The organism is Microcoleus sp. D3_18a_C4 (genome assembly GCF_036702415.1).
Taxonomy (GTDB): Bacteria; Cyanobacteriota; Cyanobacteriia; order Cyanobacteriales; family Microcoleaceae; genus Microcoleus.
This window is the reverse complement of record NZ_JAUBTI010000040.1, coordinates 1-21758: the sequence shown is the minus strand read 5'-3', so window position 1 is coordinate 21758 and position 21758 is coordinate 1. Positions and strand designations below refer to the sequence as shown.

Here is a 21758-nt window from a genome sequence, read left to right as displayed (position 1 = left end):
CCCTCCACGGACGTGGGGAAATCATGGTTTTGTAGGGGTAGCGCCCCCGTGCCTACCCCCTCCACGGACGTGGGGAAATCATGGTTTTGTAGGGGTAGCGCCCCCGTGCCTACCCCCTCCACGGACGTGGGGAATCGGTGTTTCAAATATCGGGGCAACCACGGGGGGTTTGCCCCTACGGATAATGAAACAGCCGTGTAGGAGAGGGGCTTCGGGAAAGCTAGAAATTTTATGTTCAGAGTTGATTGAATTGAGTTCTGATAGCTTCTATCCGACTGCGGTTAACTCCCAAATCTGACTCTCCCAGACGCGAAGCCGATCGCACGTGGATCACTTTTGCTTCATCATTTACCAAAAATTCAACGTCATCCACAAACCCCATCAAAGCACTGGTGAACTCCGCATAGAGGTAATTATCAGTTGCCGTGATAATTTTAGTTTTTCCATAGGAGTCGATCGCCCCTTTGAGCTTTGCCATCGCTTCACTCTGGGAGGAAGTGTATGCCAAAGGCTCAATTTTGTGTTCGGCATCTTGACTGAAGCTGCTGACGCAGTTGGGGGAACTCGGACACGCTGCGAGTTTTCCTGACACAATCCCGATATTGGCAGGTCTTTTTCCAGCAAACATGGTTTTTTCTCCGGGTATAGCGATAAAAGTAGCGATCGACAGTACCGCTACTGCTAGCAGTGATATTAAAATAACCAGGACTTTTTTCAATGCTGTCGGCGATTTTGTTTCAACTGTTTGCAAAGGATTAGCCCTCCTGAAAGTGCAAATTAAATCTAATTTTAATATTAATTGAAATTGACATCTAAAAATCACAAAGATTTACTTTTTTCTTCAATTAACCAGTAAGTCAGCATTCTTCCTTTACCTTTAATCGGGATATGACCCCGTTCTTCCAAAACAAACTGCTCTTTCAAACGCTCGTAAGTCGCCGCCGTCACTTGAATTTTACCAGGCAATCCGTTCGACTCCATGCGTGAAGCAACATTAACAGTATCCCCCCACAAATCATAGCTAAATTTACTAATCCCAATAATTCCCGCCACCACCGACCCGCTGTGAATTCCGAGTCGCAATTGAAAATTTTCTCCCATTTTGGCATTAAACCTCCTCAAAGCTGCCTGCATCTCCAAAGCTAAAAGTGCGATCGCCGAGGAGTGATCCTCCCGCGGCGTCGGCAAACCCCCAACCACCATGTAAGCATCCCCAATCGTCTTAATCTTTTCCAACCCGTGCAATTCAGACAACCTATCGAACTCCGAGAAAATCCCGTTCAAAATTTCTACCAACTGCGTCGGACTTTGGTGAGCCGAAAACTCTGTAAAACCCACCAAATCAGCAAACAAGACGCTCACTTCATCAAAATGATCCGCTATCAACTTTTGCTCTTTTTGCAAGCGTTCTGCAATAGGTTTCGGTAAAATATTCAGCAGCAATTTCTCTGTTTGCTCTTGCTGCAATTTCAGGGCGGCCTCAGCTTGTTTGCGCTGAATAAGCGAACCGAGCTGCGTAGCAACCGCGCTCACTAATTCCAACAAACGCGGCTGACATTTCAGAACTTTTTCGCGATAAAAAATCAAAATAGCTAACACTTGGTTTTCCGCCACAATAGGCACCCCAAAAGCCGCTTTCAATCCCACACTCAGCGCAATTTCCGCTCGTAAAAAAACTTTTTCCGCTGCAGTAGAAACATCCTCGATCCATTCAGGCTGCTGCGACTGCCAAATCCTACCCGGGAGTCCCACACCGGGAGCAAAACTCAACTCCCAACTTGTTTGTTGGAATTGGGCAAAACTCAAGTCACTGACGTACCTACCTGTAGCGCATTTTAAAAATCCCTCACTGCAAGGAATCCAAGCTTCGCCCAGATTCCATTCAATAGTTTTGCAAATTAAACCTAAAATCACATCTATAGCCGACTCAAAATCCTCAGATTTGCTAATAGCTTGAGTGGCCTGCAGCAGCAATCTTGTTTCCATTTCTACCTGGTGGCGTTCAGCGATTTCCTGGTGCAACTGGATATTTTGATCGGTCAATTTTTGATTTTTTTCTTGCAATTGCATTTGCAATGAACGCACAGTAAGTTGATTGCTCACTCGCGCCAAGACTTCTTTCACCTGAAAAGGTTTTGTGATATAATCTGCTCCGCCCACTTCAAAAGCTTTTGCCTTATTTATTCCTTCTTCTAACGCACTGAGAAAAATGATGGGAATTTCCCTCAAGTGCGGTTCGGATTTCAGTTGTTGACAGAGTTCGTAGCCGTCAATATCCGGCATCATAATATCGAGTAAAATTAAATCGGGTGCACTAGATTGAATCGCATCTAACGCGGAAAAACCATTAGTAACAGGTCGAACTTTATAGCCATTTTTTTGCAAAATTCTAATCAACAAACGCAGATTATCTGGCGTATCGTCAACTACTAAAATATCGGCTTGATAGTTTTCAGTTTGTTCCGCCTTCATCTGCATTATCTGATGCCTCCGCCTCGGCAATTAAATTGAGAATTTTCTGGTAATCAAAATTATGGAGGTGACCCTGGAGGATTTCCGCCAATTCAGGATGAGGCTCCCTTATTTCGTCGATTGTCCTGACAATTAAGTCAAAATCCGCACTGAGGATTACCTGCTTCATGTTGTCTATCCATTCTGCAGGCAGTGTAGGTAAATAAGCAAGCGCAGCATTAGGGAGCGAGGCAGATAAATTATTTCGATCGCCTATTGAGATCGAGTCGGTTGAGTTAGAGTAGAGATACTTCACCCCCAAATGTTTGGTGAGGGTATCAAATATATCTGTTTTGCGGAAAGGTTTGCTAATAAAATCGTCGCACCCGACCAATAAAGCAAACGCTTGCCTCCCTTCAATTGTACTAGCTGTCAAAGCAATAATCTTCGGAATCGGGGAGTCGGGATGGGAAATATTCATTTCCCCGTTTCCTTGCTGCTCTTGCTCTCTCTGCTTGATTCTAGCCTTAATTTGTTTAGTAGCTTCGTAGCCGTCCATCACTGGCATTCGCACATCCATCAAAATTAAGTGCGGATGCCAATTTTCCCACATTTCTATTGCTTCCTGGCCGTTGGTGGCTTGTTGCAGCCCGAAACCTAAAGGAGAAAGCATTTTGACTAAAAGTTGGCGGTTGTCTTCGCGATCGTCCACAATTAAAATCCGGTAGCACGGTTGATTGGGTTCCAACCCAGTAACTTCGCGGTTCAGTTGCGGATCTGGAAGCTCAGCAGCATAAACCGCACCGACTGGAATTTCAAATTTAAAAGTGGTGCCGAGTTCTAGTTGACTTTCTACGACAATTTCTCCTCCCATCAGGCGGACAAATTGACGGCTGATCTTCAATCCTAAACCCGTGCCTTTCTGAATTTTTTGACCGGAAGCTGTTTGCACAAAAGCATTAAAAATATTGCCCAACTCTTCGGGAGCAATGCCAACTCCTGTATCTTCAATTTCAAATAGAAGGAAAAAATCTGGCACAGTTGAATCCTCAGCCTCCTCCCTCCATTCAACCTTGGCAACATCACTGCTAGTTCTCGAAAAATCCCGAATACTTCTTGTGGTATCAAAGCAAGCTGTGGGACTATCCAATAAATCCAGAAATCCCGATCTTTCTAACTTTATAACTCTTAAGGTGATTTCGCCTGTTGGCGTAAACTTAATCGCATTACTCAGAAGATTAATCAGCACTTGCCGCAGTTTAATATCATCGGTTCGCACGTACTGAGGAACGTCAGCATAGCGCTGGAAACGCAACTGCAATTCTTGATTGTTTACCCGCAGTTGAAACATATCTTGCAAATCGTCAAGCAAGCGGTAGAGGTCGAAGTTTTTTGGGTTGATCGTCATCCGTCCCGCTTCGATTTTTGACAAGTCTAATACTTCATTGATCAACGTCAGCAAGTGTTCGCCACTACGCCGAATAATTCTCATATTTTCTCGGTTTTCGACAGTAAGATCCGGGCTGGGTTCCATGATTTGTGCAAAGCCGAGTATAGAATTGAGAGGGGTGCGTAACTCGTGGCTCATATTGGCAAGAAACGTGCTTTTAGCTTTGTTTGCTGCTTCAGCAGCTAAGGCGGCTTGTTGCAGTTGTTCTGTGCGTTCGTCAATTTGGGCTTCTAAGGTGTGGTGGTAATCTGCTAGTATTTTTTCGGCTTGTTTGCGATCGCTAATATCTTGAAAAGCTGCGATCGCATAAACAATATTTCCGCTAGCGTCAAAAATCGGCGTGGTATTGATCTCGATCGCAATTCTTTTGCTATCTTGACGGATTTCTACATCGTCAACCTTGACAAATTCTCCTTTCAGTGCACGCAAGATTGGCAGATTATGCGGCGGGTAAAGCTCATCAGTATTGGCAACATAAAGTTGATAAGTGGCAGCTAATTGTTCCGCAGTGCTTTCCGGGATAGTGTCTGCACCCAGCAAATCCCGCGCTGCCTGGTTGAAATAGGCGATCGAGCCGTCGGGATGATAAACAGATACCCCCACTGGCAAAGCTTCTAAAAATTGACTCAGGCGGCTTTCACTCGCAGACAGCGCCGCATTTGCTAGCTTTAACTCCTCATTTACTTCTTGCCGCTTATGAATTTCATCTGTTAACTTTTGGTCTTGCAAGTAACTGTGAATTGCTTCAACTACAGTTAATTTTAAGTCTTCATTTTTCCAAGGTTTAGGAATATAACGGTACAATTTAGCATACTTGATAGCATTGCTCAGAGCTTCCAAATCTGCTTGCCCCGTTAGCATAATGGTCAGGGTTTCCGGCGAGCTTTCGTGAATTCTTCTGAGCAGTTCATCCCCTTTAATATCCGGCATGATATAATCGGAAAGCACCAAAGCAACCTCGTATTCATCTGCCTGCAAATCGGCCAGCAAGTCTAAAGCATCAGCCCCCCCTTCAGCGGTTTCAATAATACACCGATCGCCGATCGCCTTTTTCAGTTCAATCTTTAAACTGTTCAAAACGTCAGGTTCATCATCAATACAAACAATCACAGGTTTTTTCATAACTTAGCCAGCCCAGATTTTATAGTGTCTATTAACTCTTTGCTTTCCCAGGGTTTGTACAAACAACAGTATAAATCTGCTTCTTCTACTGCCCGCTGAACTGCCGCTGCATCCGCTTGGCCCGTCAACATCACCTTAATAATTTTAGGATATTTTTGGTGAAGTTTAATTAAAAATTCGTCACCTTTAATTCCCGGCATCTGCCAATCCGAAACAACCACAATCACCTGAGCTTCTTCGGGAAAATCCTCAAGTAAATCTAAAGCTTCATCACCACTTTCAGCTAATTCATAAATGTAATCATTTTTAAATTCATTTTTTAGCTGCATCTTGAGAGTATTCAAGATATCTGGTTCATCGTCTACGCAAAGAATTACAGGCTTATTCATCTTTTCCTCTCTGCTTAAATGTTAGTATGTTTACCGACACAATCTCGTTTCCGGTTGGATGGGAATCATAAAGTCAAGGTGGCGCAATTCCACATTCCCCCACTCCCCATCCTCTATGAGTGTTACCGGAATTGATATGACTTCCTTTTACGTTATTGATTTCGGGCAAGGATGCAGGATATCTGTCCCCTATCTTATTTTAATAGGACTTCAGAAGATAAACCCGGTTTCTTGTAATAAATTTTGTATTTGTCAGCGAGACACTCACGAGTGTCACCGAAAATCAGCCCCTACAGGTAAGTTTTGTTTAATAAATTGGCAGCGAGACTGTAAAAGTTGTCTGGCCCGGTACAGAATCTACAGCAATTGTGCCTTGGTGTTTTTCCACAATTTTTCTCACAATATCCAATCCCAAACCGCTACCTTCGCCCGCCGATTTAGTCGTAAAAAAAGGCTGAAAAATTTTGGGAATAACTTCTGAGGGAATACCTTTGCCGTTATCAGTAAACTTGAGGAAAATATTTGCCTCTTGCTGCTGAGTTTCAATCGTCAAAATACCTTTATAATCCATTGCTTGCAGGGCATTATGAACCAGATTCGTCCAAACTTGATTTAAGTCATCGGGATAGCACATAATTTGGGGTAAATCTCCATAATTTTTCACTACTTCTATACCGTGTTTCAGTTGATTTTGATAAAGGGTTAACACCGTTTCAATGCCCTCGTGCAAGTTCGCCTGGACTTTTTCGGGTTGGCTATCAAAATGAGCGTAGGTTTTTAAGGCAAATACTACTTTCCCCGACTTCGCTGTCGCTCTTTGGATCAGGCTAATACTTTTTTTAAAGCTCGCAAACTGGTAAGCACTGTTTAAAACTACTTCCCAATCCGGCGATTTAAAAAGCGGCAATAAGTCTTCTATGTTTTCGTAGATTTCCATGTCAACTAAAGTATCCGCAATTTCCTCCGAATTTTTAACAGATTCTGCCATCAAATCTCCCGTCAACTGCTGCTTAAATTTGCGTTTTTCTCGACTTGTGAATAAAATTTCTTGATGGGTTGCTCTGTACAGTAAAGCTAAAAAATAAGCTTTGCTTTCGTCCGAAAGTTGTTGATAAATTTCAGGAAATTTTTCTAAAAACTCGTCAGAAAAATTAGCTATATTATTAATAGAGGAACCTATAATGCCCAGGGGGGTATTGATTTCGTGGGCAATCCCGGCAATCAGTTGTCCCAGGGCTGCCATTTTTTCCGATTGAATCAAATGCTCTTGGGTTGCTTGCAGTTGGTGCAGGGCCGTTGCTAAATCTTGATTTTTTTCTTGCAAAGTTTGTTGCAGCGAACAAATTTTTAAATGAGTTTCTATCCGGGCTAAAACTTCTTCAACCTGAAACGGTTTAGTAATAAAGTCAACTCCGCCAACTGCAAAAGCTTTAACTTTATCCAGCACGTCATTGATCGCACTAATAAAAATTACAGGAATGTCTTGGGTAATTTCAGAAGCTTTGAGTTGCTGACAAACTTGATAGCCGTCCATTTCCGGCATCATAATATCCAGCAGCACTAGATCCGGGGGTATTTTTTGAGCCGCAGACAATGCTAGCTTGCCATTGGGTACGGGGCGAACTTGATAGCCTTTTTCGCTCAAAATTCCTGCCAGCAGCCGCAGGTTTTCTGGCGTATCGTCCACTACTAAAATATTAGCTCGATTGGTTTTAGGTAAAGTTGAAGTCATCGGGTATTTACTGTTTCTCGCTGAGCTCGATTATGTCCAAAATTCTGTCATATTCAAAATTATTAATGCAATCTTGAAGCTTGCCCGCAAGAGAGGGATGGACAGTGCCGATTTGTGCGATCGAAGTTGCGATCGCCTCCATCTCCACACTCAAAATACTTTGCTTCAATTGGGCCCTCCAGTCTGGAGACAGAGAGGCGAAAGCCTCCGGTGTGAGCACCTCCTGACTTGACTCCTCTACACCTGCTGCACTTACTGCGGTTGGATCTTCATAAATATAGCGTACTCCTAAATGTTTTCCCATTGCCACAAAGATATCCTCCTCTCGGAACGGTTTCCGCATAAAATCATCGCAACCCGCCGAAAGAATCACCGCCCGTTCTTCCTCCAAAACGCTAGCAGTTAGGGCCACAATCGCCGTTGCTTGCCCGCCAGTTGTAGTTTTAATCTGTTTCGTTGCCTCATAGCCGTCCATCACAGGCATTCTCATGTCCATCCAAATCAGATGCGGTTCCCATTCCCTAAAAATATCAACCGCTTCTTTACCGTTATTCGCTTCTCTCAACTCAAATCCGAGGGGACTGAGAAGTTTTACTAACAGTTGGCGGTTCAAAGGTTTGTCGTCCACAATTAGCAAGCGATAACTCGGCTGATTCGGTTCCAGGGCAACAACTCGACGTTGAGTTTTTTTGCTTTCAATATCACTAGCTTCAACCAGATGAACTTGGATGTCAAACTGAAATACTGCACCCTTTCCGAGCTCGCTGCTAACAGTAATTTCACCTCCCATTAATTGCACGAACTGGCGGCTAATAGCTAAACCTAAACCAGTTCCTTCCTGAGAATCTTTACCTGTTTTAGTCTGCACGAATGCTTCAAACAACTGATGGACTTCCTCAGCAGCAATGCCTGCACCAGTATCTTGAACTTCAAAATGCAGCCAGTAGCGGCCGGGCAATTGGTCAGTGCTGTTTTTATGTATATTCCGTTTTCCTCCTTTGACTTGCATCGACACTCCCCCTTCTGAAGTAAATTTAATTGCATTATTGAGCAAATTAATTAATACTTGCCGCAATTTAACTTCATCAGTACAAATGTAATGGGGAACTTCTGCGTCCCTGTCGAAGATTAATTGCAAACATTTTTGCTCAGCTTTTAGAGCAAACATATCTTCTAAATCGTCGATTAGTTGGTACAAATTGAAGCTTTTTTCATTAATCGTCGTGCGTCCCGCTTCGATTTTTGACAAGTCTAAAACTTGGTTAATTAAAGCCAGTAAATGTTCTCCACTCCGCAAAATAATTGCAACATCTTCTTGATTTTCAGGAGACAGAGTTTTACTGCGGATCATGACTTGAGCAAAGCCGATGACCGCGTTCAGGGGCGATCGCAATTCGTGGCTCATATTGGCGAGAAACGTACTCTTCGCTTTGTTTGCTGCTTCGGCCGCTTCTTTCGCCTGCTGCAGTTTGATTTCCGCTTGTTTGTTATCAGTAATGTCTTTAATAAAACCTTCGTAGTAAAGTAGATTTCCTGCTTCATCGCAGGCAGCGCGACAATTTTCCGAAATCCAGATTATGCTGCCATCTTTGCGGTAAATTTCCGATTCAAAGTTTGATAGTATCCCGTACTCGTTCATCAGCGCTGCAAATTCTTCGCGGCGGTTGGGGTTCACGTAAAGCTGGTTATGGAAATTCGGCTGTGCTGCTATTAAATCGGCAGGCGAGTCGTAACCGTAGATGTTAGCTAAAGCGGGGTTAGCGCTGATATATTTCCCGTCAATAGCAGTTTGAAAAATTCCATTCAAAGCATTTTCATAAATGTTGCGGTACTTTTCTTCTGCTTCCCGGAGGGCAGTTTCTGCTTTTTGGCGCTCGGTAATATCGCTAGAAATCGACAAAAAACAAGCTTCTCCGTCAATATCGATGGTTTCTATCGACAGCAGTGCCGTTCTTTCTGTACCATTTTTATTGCGAAACCTCAGCTCATAATTGTGAATAGCCGTCTTATTTTTTAACATTTGAATCATGCGATCGCGCTCTCCCAAACTCGCCCAAAAATTAAGCTCAACCGCTGTTTTTCCAATAATTTCTTCGTGACTGTACCCCATCATCCGACAAAAGCTCTCATTGGCTTCTATGTGGCGGCCATCGCTAATTCTAGTCAGGGTAATCGCATTAGGACTTAAACGAAAAGCTTTAGAAAACTTTTCTTTAGCCTTGGCAAGATCGGCGGTACGTTCTGCAACTTGCACTGCTAAATTGTCGTTGTATTCCTTTAATAATTTCTCCGCTAGTTTGCGTTCTGTAATATCTTGAAAAGCGCACATCCCGTAGATAATATTTCCTTGAGCGTCATAAATAGGAGTTCCCCAAACTTGCAGGGGAACAGTTTTGTCAGTAGAGGAGATTTCAATGTCATCAACAGTTACACTTTTACCCTGCAAAGCATTTAAAATTGGGTCGCGTTCCGCCGGGTAAATTTCCTGAGTACCAGCTAAATAAACTCGGTAGGATTGACGTAAACTTTCGGAATCTGCGGGTACAATTCCTTGAGATAAAAGTTGCTCTCCAGCAGGATTAATGTAGTGAGGTTGACCGTTGGGATCTACAATAAAAATCCCTAGCGGTACTGCATTGAAAAATTGTTTTACTCGGTTTTCGCTTTCCGACAGAGAAGTAAATGAATGCTGCAATTGCTCGGCCATGCTGTTAAAAGCAGTGGCAAGTTCTCCGAGTTCATCTTCGCGATTCAGAGTCAGCTTTGTATCCCATTCATTCCGCGCCAAAGCTTTCGCCGCCGCATTCAATCTTAAAATCGGCTGAACTACCCATTTAGCAGTAAGAATCCCCAGAATTGTCGCCCCCATCAATGCTGCAAGCGACAGTAAAAAAGTCGTGCGCGTGTTGAGGTTAATTTGCTCCATAAAGTCCGACTCTGGTACAACTACTACAATCAGCCAATCCAACCCTCGCTCGTCTTTAAAAGGAGCTACCTGAATAAAATTTCGCTGGCCATCAACATCAAAAGTAAGTTGTTGAGAATTATTAATTTTAGCTAAGCTATCGTAGGATTTCTCTAAATGTTGTGCAGTTTGGCGAATTACCGGATTCTCGCTTTCTGAAGCTTTAATGCGTCTGGTTTCTTTACCTTCCACCACGAATTCTGGACTCGACGTTGAAGTAGCAATTAACATCCCCGATCGCTCCATCACAAAAGTTTGTCCTGATTTGCCAATTTTGAGGCTAACCAGAAATTCTTTGATGCGGGAAAACAGCACATCGCTGCCAGCTACTCCTAACAATTTGCCAGCGTTGTCGTAGATAGGCAAAGCAGCAGTAATTGCCAGTTCCCTAGTCAAAAAATCTGTATAAATTGGAGTCCAAATAGGTTTTTTGCCCGCAGCCGCAGCTATGTACCAAGGGCGAGTTCGCGGGTCGTAAATAGTGGGGGAAATTTGCACTAATTGAACGCGGTTTCCCTGTGAGTCCGCAGTATATCGAGCTAATTTATTGCCAGTAGAGCGGTCAGCAGCCGATATCAAAATCCCATCTTTAGTGCGGATTGCTCCAGAGTGTTCTCCATTTTCTTTGCCTGTGTAAATGATGCTGATAGAATCAAAATATTGAATTTGTTCGAGGAAATGATGTTCGAGTTTTTGCTTGTCCTCTAGGTTCAACTGCCCCAGTTTTATGCCTTGAACGTTCAGGTGATTGACAATGTGGGGAATAGACATATAATGTTCCATGCGGTCTTTGATGCGATCGCTAATTTCTTCTCGCAACTGAGCGGCAACATCGTTGACTGCCCGCTGACCGTTTTGGAAAGATAGCCAACCTACAACTCCAACCGTGCCGACAATTTGCACTAAAAAAGGAATCACGAGCACCGTTTGTAAAGGAACTTTGCCGATAATTTTTGTAGCCAAACGATTGAGGGGTTTAGGAAACATATTCATCGTAAAAGTAATTTAAATTGGCCGTTGAAATTAGTAGATGTTAAACTCTTGGAGCGAGAGACGAGCGAGTAATATCAAATCCGGTTAATCACTCACTATCAAATTGTTTGAGCTCGACCTTTAAGAGTTTTGAGGACTTCCGCCCTTACTAAGTAGGTGCAAATAAACATGACATGGTTCGGGCGGGTGAGAGGACTCATCTACTCGCTTCGATCGCGGATCTTAACTCAACCCTCCCTGATAAGATACTATCGTTGTGTTGCGATGACCTACTTACAAACTTAAAGTTCGCGATCGCACTCCGACCCAAGACAGCGGGTTTCTGCTTGGCTCAAACACCGGGTTTTCTACTGCATCTGCGGGATCGAACGAAGTATTGCTGTGAAAAAACCAAGGTGAGGATTACCCGTGGAGCGCGGACTAACTTAATTAGAGTACGATCGCCCAAATGTTAGCACGATCGCACTATCCACAGCAGCACACACCCGAAAAATCTGTATTTACCTGCGATTCAACTCCATCCTTTCGCCGTAACGTAAAAGCATATCCAAACTCTCCAAACGATTTTGCCAAGTTTGCACTTGATAGCTATTTTCGGCAGAATGCAAGCGCATCGAAGATTGAAATTGAGATTGAAAACTCCCCAACAATCTTTTAGCAGTTGCTAAACTTTCTCTAGAAGGATTTGCCGCCAACTTGCTCAAAGCTTGCGCCAATTCATCGGCTCGACTTTGCAAAACTTTCAGTTCAGATTCCGACACCCGCAACTGATTGTTAGCCAACAAAAAACTCCATTCCTGCTTGAGAGCAGTATACCGCGAAGCCGCCGCCGCAAACGGCTGTCGGTAAGGAATCGGCTCTGCAGCAGAAGTGGAACGCACTGGGGTGCCTTGAGTGCGGTTAAAAAAGCCCTGCATCCCGCTGCTGATACTTTCCACCGCAAAAATAGCATAGCCCCCAGTCGGCAAATCGCGCAAAGCTTGAATTTGGTCGATCGCCACAACTTCCGGGAGAGTCAACAACTTAACCGACGGAGAAATCAAAGCCGAACCCAGAATTTGTTCCTTTACCAGCGGTTCGGTGATGCGCTGAAGTCGGTTAGTATCCAAAGCATAAGTCATCGGCACAATCAAATCTACAATGCCCTGACGAGCCCAAACTTCCCAATTTTGCTGAATTTTGTAAATCCGCTGACTTTCCGGGTGAGGAAACACCGCCACCGACAGAATTGTGCGCGGATAATTCTGCCGCAAAAGCTGAGAAACTTCAGCTACAAAACTATTAATTTGATTAGTTTTAAACTCCACCCACTGCCGCCACAAACTGCCGTCCCTGGGGGAAATATTCACCGGATCTGCACCAGTCAACTGCTTAAATTGCTGCCGCGCCGCAATACCGTAACCGTAAGTAAAATTCGCATTATCATCTTGAAAAGGATAGCGAATATAGTCTAATTGCACCCCATCCACTTGGTAGTTATTGGCAATTTCGCTGACAATTCGCAGCAAATAATTACGCGCTTCCGGGTTCGCCGGATCGAGATAAGATTTACCATCGTTAGGATTTTGCCGGCGTCCTTTATTGTCAATATTTGCCCAATCTGGATAAGCGGAAAGCACCGGGCCGGGATAAGAACTAGGCTTGCCAATTAAAGTATTGTGGCGCTTATTTCCTGTGGCAAAAACCCAAACCCAAGCGTGCAGTTCCATGCCTCGCTCGCGAGCTAATTTAACCGCCGATGCTAGCGGGTCCCAGCCAACAGTCAGGGGATTTTGTTGCGGTGCAACTTGACTGGGATATATGGGATATCCGGCATTCAAAGTTTCAAAGAAAACAGTATTGATACCGGCGGCGGCGAGCCGATCGAACACTGCCGCCAAACCCTGTTCAGATCGTGCTGCGACGATCGTCCCCCGATCGAGCCAAACCGCCCGAATTTCCGCCCCAACGCGCTGTCCTTCCTTCGGGTAATTTTCCCACAGCAACTGCCGCGCTTCCACCCACTGCGATCTCGCCTCCGCGTAGTTTTGCTCTTGCAGGAGTTGGTCGAAAGTTTGCAAAACCTGCCGCGCTTGGGCGATCGCCCGTACCCGGATCGCTTGCAGAACAGGGGGGCGGCTGGCTGCAGGGCCGCCTCCGCCCTGTTCTGCCGCCACCAGTTGAGGGGAGGTCGCAGCATTGAGATTGATGGCGGTATTGGCTGAATTAGATGCTGTCAGGGCGCTTTCAAACCGGCCGAGGAGGTTGGTGAGTTCTTGGCGCATCAAGTACGCTTCAATGCTGACGATCGGCTTATTGGAATTTGGCTGCACGTCCAAACCCGCCGGCGCCGCCTGATCGGAAGGGTCTGTAAAAGTTGCAGGAACTGGATCGGGAAGGGAACCAGAGGGAGAAAGTCGGCTCAGCGGGGTACTACGCGGCAAACTAGGGCTGTTTCTAGTGACTCTTGAGGGGGGAGTTGGCAGTGGGAGCGCGGCACCAGTGGGCGGCGCTACAGGCTGCGAAGCGATTGTGCCTCCCCAGCGGGCGATCGAGGCTTGCAGCCAAGCCTTATCTACATTTGCCGAACCGTTGCTACCCCAGCGCCAGCCGAGATATGTAGCGCGATCCGTGGCGATGGCTGCGGAGGAACCGGAACTATCTTTCCAAGTAGCAATAGTTTGACTGTTTGCATCAGCCGGAATCAAGACACCGCCTTGGACTGAGGCATTTTTTTGTTCGGGTGGCATCCAACTGCTAGAAGTAGTGCAAGCCAGATCCCGACAGCGGCTGCGCGGTTGCGGCGTCGCCGGCTGGGTTAACGGAAAAGCCCAATAGGCCCCAAGGAGCGATCGCAAAGATTGGCGCACCAAAGCCGGGGAACTGCGGCCGACAGGGCCCGAAGCAATCAAGCGGCCGCCCTGGGAGGCCCAAGCTTCTAAAACTTTAATTTGTGCCGGACTCAAAGTTTCAATATTGGGCAAAAACAGCACGTTAACGCCTGTTAAATCCGCCGTACTTTTGATTTCTTCGAGATTGATTGGTTTGTAAGCAATGCCGCTTTCCCAGAGGCGCGTGGTAATCTTTACCCAGTCGGGAGAATTCTCGGAACTGCGAACAACGCCCAGAACTACTTCTGCGAAACTCGGAGAGGGAAATAGGATGAAGAGATTGAGTAATGTACTCGCTAGAGTTCCAATTAAGACTCTTTGCAAGAAAGTGAAAAAGCGATTTTTTTTAGCCTGGGAGCAGGCATCAGGCATTTGATCTGGATTTTTGATTTGTTGCATCATAAATATGAGAATTACTCACCACACCGAAGCAGAGAAAAATTTAATAACAATTAAGAGCGATCGATCCGCACCATACAATTTTCTATCCTGTTCTGCAACCTGAATCAGGAAAAAGTGCGATCGATCGATTTTAGATTTTGGATTTTAGATTTTGGATTTTAGATTTTGGATTTTGGATTTTGGATTTAAATCTGGATCTATTCCTCATGACTGTTGACTTTTGACTGTTTGGGCATTTGAACAATACCGATGCAACCGGAAACGATTTTAGATTAAAACCTGGGTGCATTTGGGTTGAAAAACCCCAAATACAATTTAGATGCCACACAGCTTACAGCCAACTGTCAACAGCCAACAGTCAACAGTCAACAGTCAACAGTCAACCGTCAACACTTTTCTAAGTTGCAGCTTCATTCACGGGGAATCGATCGATTAACTGCATCGCCCGACAAGCATTCCTCCGCAAAGCATCCGAAACATGAGGAACATGAGGAATTTGAGACAAGAAATCCAAAGTCCGGCGCAAAATCCGCACCACATCCCCTTCATCCAAACTCGTATGGCTAATCAGTTCCAGCCATTCAACACCCAGAGCCCACTGTTCAACCAAAGTCACTAAATCCCGTTCCAGCCAAATCGGGATTGCAGCTTCGTGACGGTACTGAACTTGAAACAACCGCCGTCGCAGGCCTTTTTGCAGATTGTCCAAAGGTGCCAAAACTTCCGGCGACAGCGAGTAATGAGTCCAACTGTCCGGCCTGGAAACTTCTGTAACTAAGGCCGCACAAGCTGCAGCGAGGTGGTGGGGATCGAGTTCGTCAAACTCTGCAGACATCAGGGACAAACCCAGCCACAGTTCGTTATCGCCGCGAATGGCGGCGCAAGCTTGGCCCAAGACTGTGGGCACCAACCTGTCGGAGGAGTCATCTCGGTTTCCCGTTGCCGAAACTACTCTTTCCAAGCAGCCAAAATTCAGCAAGATGTCGATTAAGTTGAGAAATTGCTCCCAGTAGCGAGCTCGCTGCTTTTCTAACTCTTGTTCGCTTTTGCGGATTTCTTTTTTCAATTCTTCCCGGCGGCGCTGGCGTTTGAGCAAAGTACCGGGATTGCCCCATTCTAGAACCGGGTGAATTTCTAGCTTAGCTTCTACGGCTGCGATTTTCCGCTGTTGCTCGATCGCCTCTGGGCTCGGTTCCGGTGTCGGCAATTCTGGGATCGATGCAGCAATTGAAGCAGTTTCTTCAGTTCCCAAGCGGCACTGGCCGAGTCTCAGGGGCATTTCCGACGGCGGGTTCAAGGTATCTGCAACGGTCAAGCGGGGTAATTCGGCGTGCAGGGTAGCGACATCGCTAATGGCGACGACATACCAGCGGTTATCTTTGCCCAAGCACACCAAATTTGGTGCTTGGCCAGAACCTGGGATTTTGGCAACCAATACGGCGGGTACAGGAGTTGTGTGCGATCGTTTGGCTGTCGGAACGTGCTTACCTTTGAGACTCAGAACCGTGCCAAGCACTGCAAAAGCCACAGCTACGGACATCTCCTTAAATCTGGCTTCTTCAGCTTGCTGCAATAGAGTTTTCAGCAAACGTTTATCTTCTTTGAGTCTTCCCTGCAATTTTTCGTAATGAGCGAGCTCTTTTTCCAGGGTGGAGACATTTCCTCCGGCCGCCAGGGACTGTTCAAGCACCGCCAATTCTGCTTGCAATCGGTCTAATTCTTCTTGCTGCGGCTGCAAGTACAAGGTAGACAGGTATTGACCGAAACTCCGCTCTACCAACTCTTGAGCTTCGTCGAGAGTGTGAGTTTGCAGCAAATTCAGCACCATGCCGTAGCTGGGAGTAAACTGACTGGCGAGGGGGTCGGCTTTGGCTGTTGCCAAATACGAGGCTTCTTTTGCGCCTTCAAAGCGCGTCTGAACTGCGACCACGTGCCCCAGCTTGTCCATGCCCCGCCGACCAGCCCGACCGGCCATTTGCAGGAATTCTGAAGCGTTTAGCAGTCGGTGTCCCTTGTCCGTGCGCTTGGACAGGGTGGAAATAACTGTGGTGCGGGCGGGCATATTAATCCCGGCTGCTAGGGTTTCGGTGGCAAATACGACTTTAATTAAACCTCTGCCAAAAAGTTCTTCTACTAAACCTTTCCAAGCGGGCAAAATGCCTGCGTGGTGGGCGGCTATGCCTTTTAAAAGTGCTTCTTTTTGACCGAAGCGTTCTGCTTCTGGGTTTCGCTGTAAAAAATCGTCAATGATGCGTTTGAGTTCGGCTGTTTCGGCTTCGTTAACTAGGGAGAAATTGCCGACTTCTGCGACTGCTTGGTCGCACCCGCGACGGCTGAAGATGAAGTAAATTGCTGGTAGCATATCTCGATCGTCCAACCGGGCCAAAACATCGGTCAAACTCGGAGTGGGGATGCTGCCTCTTTCTACTTTTTGCCCCTTCTTTTTGGGGACTAACCGGACATTGGCTCTTTTGCCGGTGTCGTCTAGCAGGGGAAATATCCCTTTTTGGTTGGCGAAGTGGAATTGCAGCGGTACTGGCCGAAAGTCTGAGTAGACGAGCTCTGTGGGCCCGTGGACTTTGTTAATCCAGTCTGTGAGTTGGTCGCTATTGGCAACGGTTGCTGAGAGGGCGAGCAGTTGAATTTCGCTCGAACAGTAGATGATCGATTCTTCCCAGACGGTACCGCGCTGGCGATCGTTCATGTAGTGACACTCGTCGAGCACCACGGTTTCGACTCCGGTGAGGGAAGTACCGACTTCTCCGATCGGCGTACCGTAGAGCATATTCCGAAATATTTCGGTAGTCATCACCAAAATCGGCGCATCTCGATTGACGGAGATGTCGCCCGTGAGCAAACCTACGTTGTCGTCTCCAAATTGATTGCGGAAGTCGCGCAGCTTTTGGTTAGACAAAGCTTTGAGGGGAGTGGTATAGAAGACGCGCCGCCCCCGGTCGAGTGCTTGATGGATGGCGTATTCCCCGATTAACGTTTTCCCGGAGCCTGTGGGAGCGCACACGACAACGGATTTACCTGCATCGAGGGCGGCGATCGCCTCTCTCTGAAAGTTATCTAGCTCGAAGGGAAATATGGTCTTCAGATCCAGCTCTGGGCGGTTCTGGGCAGTGTCTGGCACAAGGATTATTATAAGGTTGCAGGGTAAGTATGCTTAAATCTTGCTGAAAGCAAGTCAGCAGAGGACTGTATTGATTTTAGACCAACGCCCGCAAATCGGCTATGAAGTCATTAGTCATTAGTCATTAGTCATTAGTCATTAGTCATTAGTCATTAGTAACAATTACCAGTTACCAATGCCCCATGCCCCATGCCCCATGCCCCATGCCCCATGCCCCATGCCCAATTCCCCAAGTTTCCTTCTATGATTCCTGTTATTTCGACTATTCCTGTGGTGCAGCTTGCTTCGGGCGATCGGCTTTCACTGCAAGTCTATCAGTTCCAAGGTGCGATTCCCGGCAAAAAAGCTTATCTCCAATCTAACCTGCACGGCGCTGAGATTAGCGGTAATGCTGTGATTTACCAATTAATTGAGTTTTTAATGTCTTTGGACAGCAACCAGTTAAGCGGGGAAATTTGGCTAGTTCCTGTTTGCAATCCTGTGGGTGTCAGTCAGCGATCGCACCATTTTTCCCCTGGTCGCTACAATCTTTATGATGGGGTAAATTGGAACCGGATTTTCTGGGATTTTGAAAAACAAGGGGAAGATATTCTTGGTTTTGCTAAGTCTCACATCCATCTCGATGCCGATACTGTCAAAGTTAATTACAGAAAAGCGATTGCTTTGAGTTTTGCGAAAGAGTTGGCAAAAATTAACGCTCCTAGTTGCCGCCCCTACAGCGAACTTTACCGATATCAGCTACAATCTTTGTGTTTGGATGCTGACTATGTGCTGGACTTGCACAGTTCTACGAATCAAAGTTTAGATTACCTTTACTGTTTTAATTCCCGCGAGGAGAGTGCGAAAGCTTTTTTGCTCGATCGGGCTATCTTGATGAACGAGTACGACGGCGATGCTTTTGACGAGGCGTTTCTCAAGCCTTGGCTGGCTTTGGAGAAGATTTTAGCAGAGTTGGGAAGTGCGATCCAATTTGACGTGGAAGCTTGGACTTTAGAATTAGGTTCGGGGATGGAAATGAATCCCCAGTCGGTGGCGAATGGCTTGCGGGGCATCAAAAATTACTTAGCAAGTAAGGGTTTATTGAAAATAGATGGATTTCCTCTACCGGAAACTGCGAATCATCAAGTTATTTTCACCCCCAAGAATTCAGTGTTCAAATACTACGCGCCGGCGGGCGGGATGATTCAAAATCGAGTGCAATTGGGGAGTTATGTCAAAAAGGGCTATCGGCTTTATCAAATTCTCAGCTTTAATAAGAATGGGGAATTTCCCAGTTTGGTTGATGTTTGTGCTGAGTCGGATGTTTTCATTTTTGATGTTTCGACCAATCAGTCAGTAAATCAAGGAGAGTATGTGTTGTCTGTGATGGCAGATTGAGAATACCAAGAAACTCGGTTTCTTCAAGAAAGCGGGTTTCTGAAAACCTATTAGTAGTCGAACCATAAATTACGATATACTATTGAATAGGGCTTGTTTAAATTCCGCTGCACTTTTATAATAAATATCAGGATTGTCAATTAAAGCGCGATCGATATACTGTAGCTAGCGGTTGAGGAATCGCAGAAGTGCGATCGGGCACAGGAACCGCATCATTTTGCAAAACCGCCAAAAACGGGTCTTGATCCGGCAAATTGCGCGGGGAATATCCCGTTATCATCACATACAAACAAGCCACTCTATTTGGGATTATAGAAACTTTTACTCCCCCCTTAGCAAAGGGCTAACTCTTACTCCCCCCCTTAATAAGGGGGCACAAGAGTTTGCAAGGTGCCGCGGTGCGGAGATTCTCAATTTTTCCGAAGATAACGGGCGCTGACGCACCCTACAATTTAAGGTGACGGTTTATGGTTGAATGAAAATACCGATCGCATTATGAACTCTCGCAGCAGTTGACGGAGGTCGATCGAGCAAACTACCTCCCAAATACAAACTCGTCGAACTTCCCCCATCCAAATTTAAAGCATCCACAGCACCCATTTGCTGCAATATCTGCGCCAGTTCTGCGAAATTTGGCCCCGCCCCGCCCGCGCGATTGTGCACGGCTACAATCAGCAAATTCCCCGCAGCATTTCGCCCGATCGCACTTCTAATTGCTGTCTGTCTAACAAACGCATCGCTAAACCCTTCCGCCTTAGCATCCAGCACAACTTGACTGTTTTGTACCAACACCGGCCCGCCGCCGAGAATGTAAGGAAAACGGTTGAAATCAGCAGGAAAAGTGTTAGTTTCCAAACGCAATAAAGTGCCGATAGAAAGTTCAGATGCCGGGAACAAATCGGCACGCAAAGCCAAAATATAACCGTTAGCTGGAATGGGAAAAGTTGTTGTTCCCGGCGCACCTCCGGGGGATTGGCTGACAACTCTATCGCCCGCAACTGTCACAACTATTTCATTGCCAGACAACGGAGTATAAGTTGTTCCCCAATCAGAATTGTAGCGGGCGATTCCCGGTTGCACGTAGGCACTATTGAGATGAGAAACGGGCAAAGATTGATTTGCAGGGGTAATCAAAGTTTCTTGCAAAGTTAAACGATCGATCGCAAATTCTCCCCGATCGTTCCAGGCGATCGCGCCCCGGTTCAATATCGGCCCGGAAAGCCATTTATTGTCACGCCGAATAGCCCCTAAAGCTAAGCGATTAATTCGATTGAAAAACCCTGCATTAATCGCCGCAGCCGCACCCGACACTTCTGCTGTTTGCAATAAAGGTGCAGTGCCTCGATCTGCCGGCGGATTGCTGAGAATTGGTCGAATTTTTACACCAGCTTGACGCGGATTAACTTCTAACCAAACTACCGGAAAACGAGCTGTTCCTAAATTCTGATACTGCTGCCGCCACTGCACGCCGGGAGCCCAAACAATGTTTTTTTCTACTAACGAATCTGGCCGAATGTCGATAACTAATCGATTGGGATTTCCCAGGCTAAAAACTTGCGGCCGCCAACCTAAAGGAATCGTCACTTTGACTTTGGTTTGAACGCCGTCAGGTTCGACTTTTAGTGATAGCAATTGTTTGCTGGTTGAGAAAGTCTGCTGAATTACGGCGGGTGCGACTTTGGCATCGATCGCGATCGACCATTCTTGACCGGCGATCGGCGCTGCGGGCGTTATTTGCAGCGGGAGGGCGGGTTTGGTCGGGTCGTCTGGTGTTTCGAGGTTTGGCGCTGCGCGGAGGTTTTGCAGTGGGATAGCGGGCTTTGTGGGGTCGTCGGGGGGGTTGGGTGTGGGTGTCGGCGACGGGATTGGTTTATTGACAAAGTTGACTTGCCAAGGGGCGGGGCGATCGAGATCTACTACAATGCGATCGCCCGATTCTATTTCTGCTTGCCGAATTCCGGTAACACTTGCAGTTTGAGAAGTAATTTTTAGAATATTCCCATCAGCAGATATCTCCCAGCCCGCAAGTCTAGCAAAATCGGTAACATCTAAGTAACGATACGGGCCTGTTGCCCGCGCTGCTAAACTTTGAGCGCCGGTTAAAGATACCGAAAACCACTGCACCGGTTGTTTGGCACTGTCGGCGCTGCTAAGCAAATCCACTCCCGCACTTTGCATCAATCCAACGTCAGCAATCCAAGTTCGGAAATTCCCAGAAGTGCTGTTTGCCGGCTGCTGAGTCCAACTTAGGGGGAGAATGCGGCCGTTTAGAGACACTTGGCGGCCTTGTTTGATTCTGGAATCTGGCGGTAGGGATTGAGTCAAAAACTTATAGTCCGACAGGGAATGAATTCCCTGTCTCATAGCTGAAGTCCTCTCAAGAGGACTATCTGGCAATATTTCAGTCGGTTTCAACTGAGATGTTGCACCATTTTCAATTACTTGTTTAGCAACAGGCAAGATGCCTGTTTCACAAGAAAATTCACTCTTTGTGGAACGGGCATCTTGCCCGTTCTTGAGAATGGTGCAAGATGCAAGTTTTAACTGAGATGTTGCACCATTCTCAATTACTTGTTTAGCAACAGGCAAGATGCCTGTTTCACAAGAAAATTCACTCTTTGTGGAACGGGCATCTTGCCCGTTCTTGAGAATGGTGCAAGATGCAAGTTTTAACTGAGATGTTGCACCATTCTCAATTACTTGTTTAGCAACAGGCAAGATGCCTGTTTCACAAGAAAATTCACTCTTTGTGGAACGGGCATCTTGCCCGTTCTTGAGAATGGTGCAAGATGCAAGTTTTAACTGAGATGTTGCACCATTCTCAATTACTTGTTTAGCAACAGGCAAGATGCCTGTTCCACAAGAAAATTC

The 21758-nt window shown here is 46.1% G+C and carries 11 protein-coding genes; 1 reads left to right on the top strand and 10 read right to left on the bottom strand.

Annotation, left to right across the window (positions count from 1 at the left end):
- Positions 1-235: 235 nt before the first annotated feature.
- The 8 genes from QUB16_RS18220 to QUB16_RS18185 form a co-directional block, all read right to left on the bottom strand.
- Complete coding sequence (locus QUB16_RS18220; RefSeq protein ID WP_333318164.1) at positions 236-751, bottom strand: DUF1499 domain-containing protein; 516 nt, start codon at positions 749-751, stop codon at positions 236-238.
- A gap of 68 nt (positions 752-819) precedes the next feature.
- Positions 820-2478: an adenylate/guanylate cyclase domain-containing protein gene (locus QUB16_RS18215; RefSeq protein WP_333318162.1), complete on the bottom strand. Its 1659-nt coding sequence runs from the start codon at positions 2476-2478 to the stop codon at positions 820-822.
- On the bottom strand, positions 2453-5023 hold the full coding sequence (locus QUB16_RS18210) for a response regulator (protein ID WP_333318161.1): 2571 nt from the start codon (positions 5021-5023) through the stop codon (positions 2453-2455). The genes QUB16_RS18215 and QUB16_RS18210 overlap by 26 nt, the downstream gene beginning before the upstream one ends.
- A complete protein-coding gene (locus QUB16_RS18205) occupies positions 5020-5412 on the bottom strand; it encodes a response regulator (RefSeq protein ID WP_333318159.1) in 393 nt (130 codons plus the stop codon). The genes QUB16_RS18210 and QUB16_RS18205 overlap by 4 nt, the downstream gene beginning before the upstream one ends.
- A gap of 307 nt (positions 5413-5719) precedes the next feature.
- The gene (locus tag QUB16_RS18200; RefSeq protein WP_333318157.1) at positions 5720-7144 is read right to left on the bottom strand and encodes a response regulator; all 1425 of its coding nucleotides are present in this window, start codon (positions 7142-7144) and stop codon (positions 5720-5722) included.
- Positions 7145-7151: 7 nt separating this feature from the next.
- Complete coding sequence (locus QUB16_RS18195; RefSeq protein WP_333318155.1) at positions 7152-11096, bottom strand: PAS domain S-box protein; 3945 nt, start codon at positions 11094-11096, stop codon at positions 7152-7154.
- 506 nt (positions 11097-11602) lie between these two features.
- Complete coding sequence (locus tag QUB16_RS18190) at positions 11603-14344, bottom strand: family 10 glycosylhydrolase (RefSeq protein ID WP_445251136.1); 2742 nt, start codon at positions 14342-14344, stop codon at positions 11603-11605.
- A gap of 427 nt (positions 14345-14771) precedes the next feature.
- The gene (locus tag QUB16_RS18185) at positions 14772-17510 is read right to left on the bottom strand and encodes a DEAD/DEAH box helicase (protein ID WP_333318151.1); all 2739 of its coding nucleotides are present in this window, start codon (positions 17508-17510) and stop codon (positions 14772-14774) included.
- Positions 17511-17753: 243 nt separating this feature from the next.
- On the opposite strand from QUB16_RS18185, the gene QUB16_RS18180 reads away from it, so the two are divergent.
- A complete protein-coding gene (locus tag QUB16_RS18180) occupies positions 17754-18887 on the top strand; it encodes a succinylglutamate desuccinylase/aspartoacylase family protein (protein ID WP_333318150.1) in 1134 nt (377 codons plus the stop codon).
- A 136-nt stretch (positions 18888-19023) separates the two neighbouring features.
- Here the strand turns inward: QUB16_RS18180 and QUB16_RS18175 are convergent, their stop codons facing one another.
- Together QUB16_RS18175 and QUB16_RS18170 are read right to left on the bottom strand one after the other, a co-directional pair.
- Positions 19024-19185 carry a hypothetical protein gene (locus QUB16_RS18175; RefSeq protein WP_333318149.1) on the bottom strand — a complete coding sequence of 54 codons (162 nt, stop codon included), beginning with the start codon at positions 19183-19185 and terminating at the stop codon, positions 19024-19026.
- Positions 19186-19352: 167 nt separating this feature from the next.
- Positions 19353-21737 (bottom strand): phosphodiester glycosidase family protein, encoded by a 2385-nt coding sequence (locus QUB16_RS18170; protein WP_445251135.1) that lies wholly within the window; start codon positions 21735-21737, stop codon positions 19353-19355.
- Between the last annotated feature and the right edge of the window lie 21 nt (positions 21738-21758).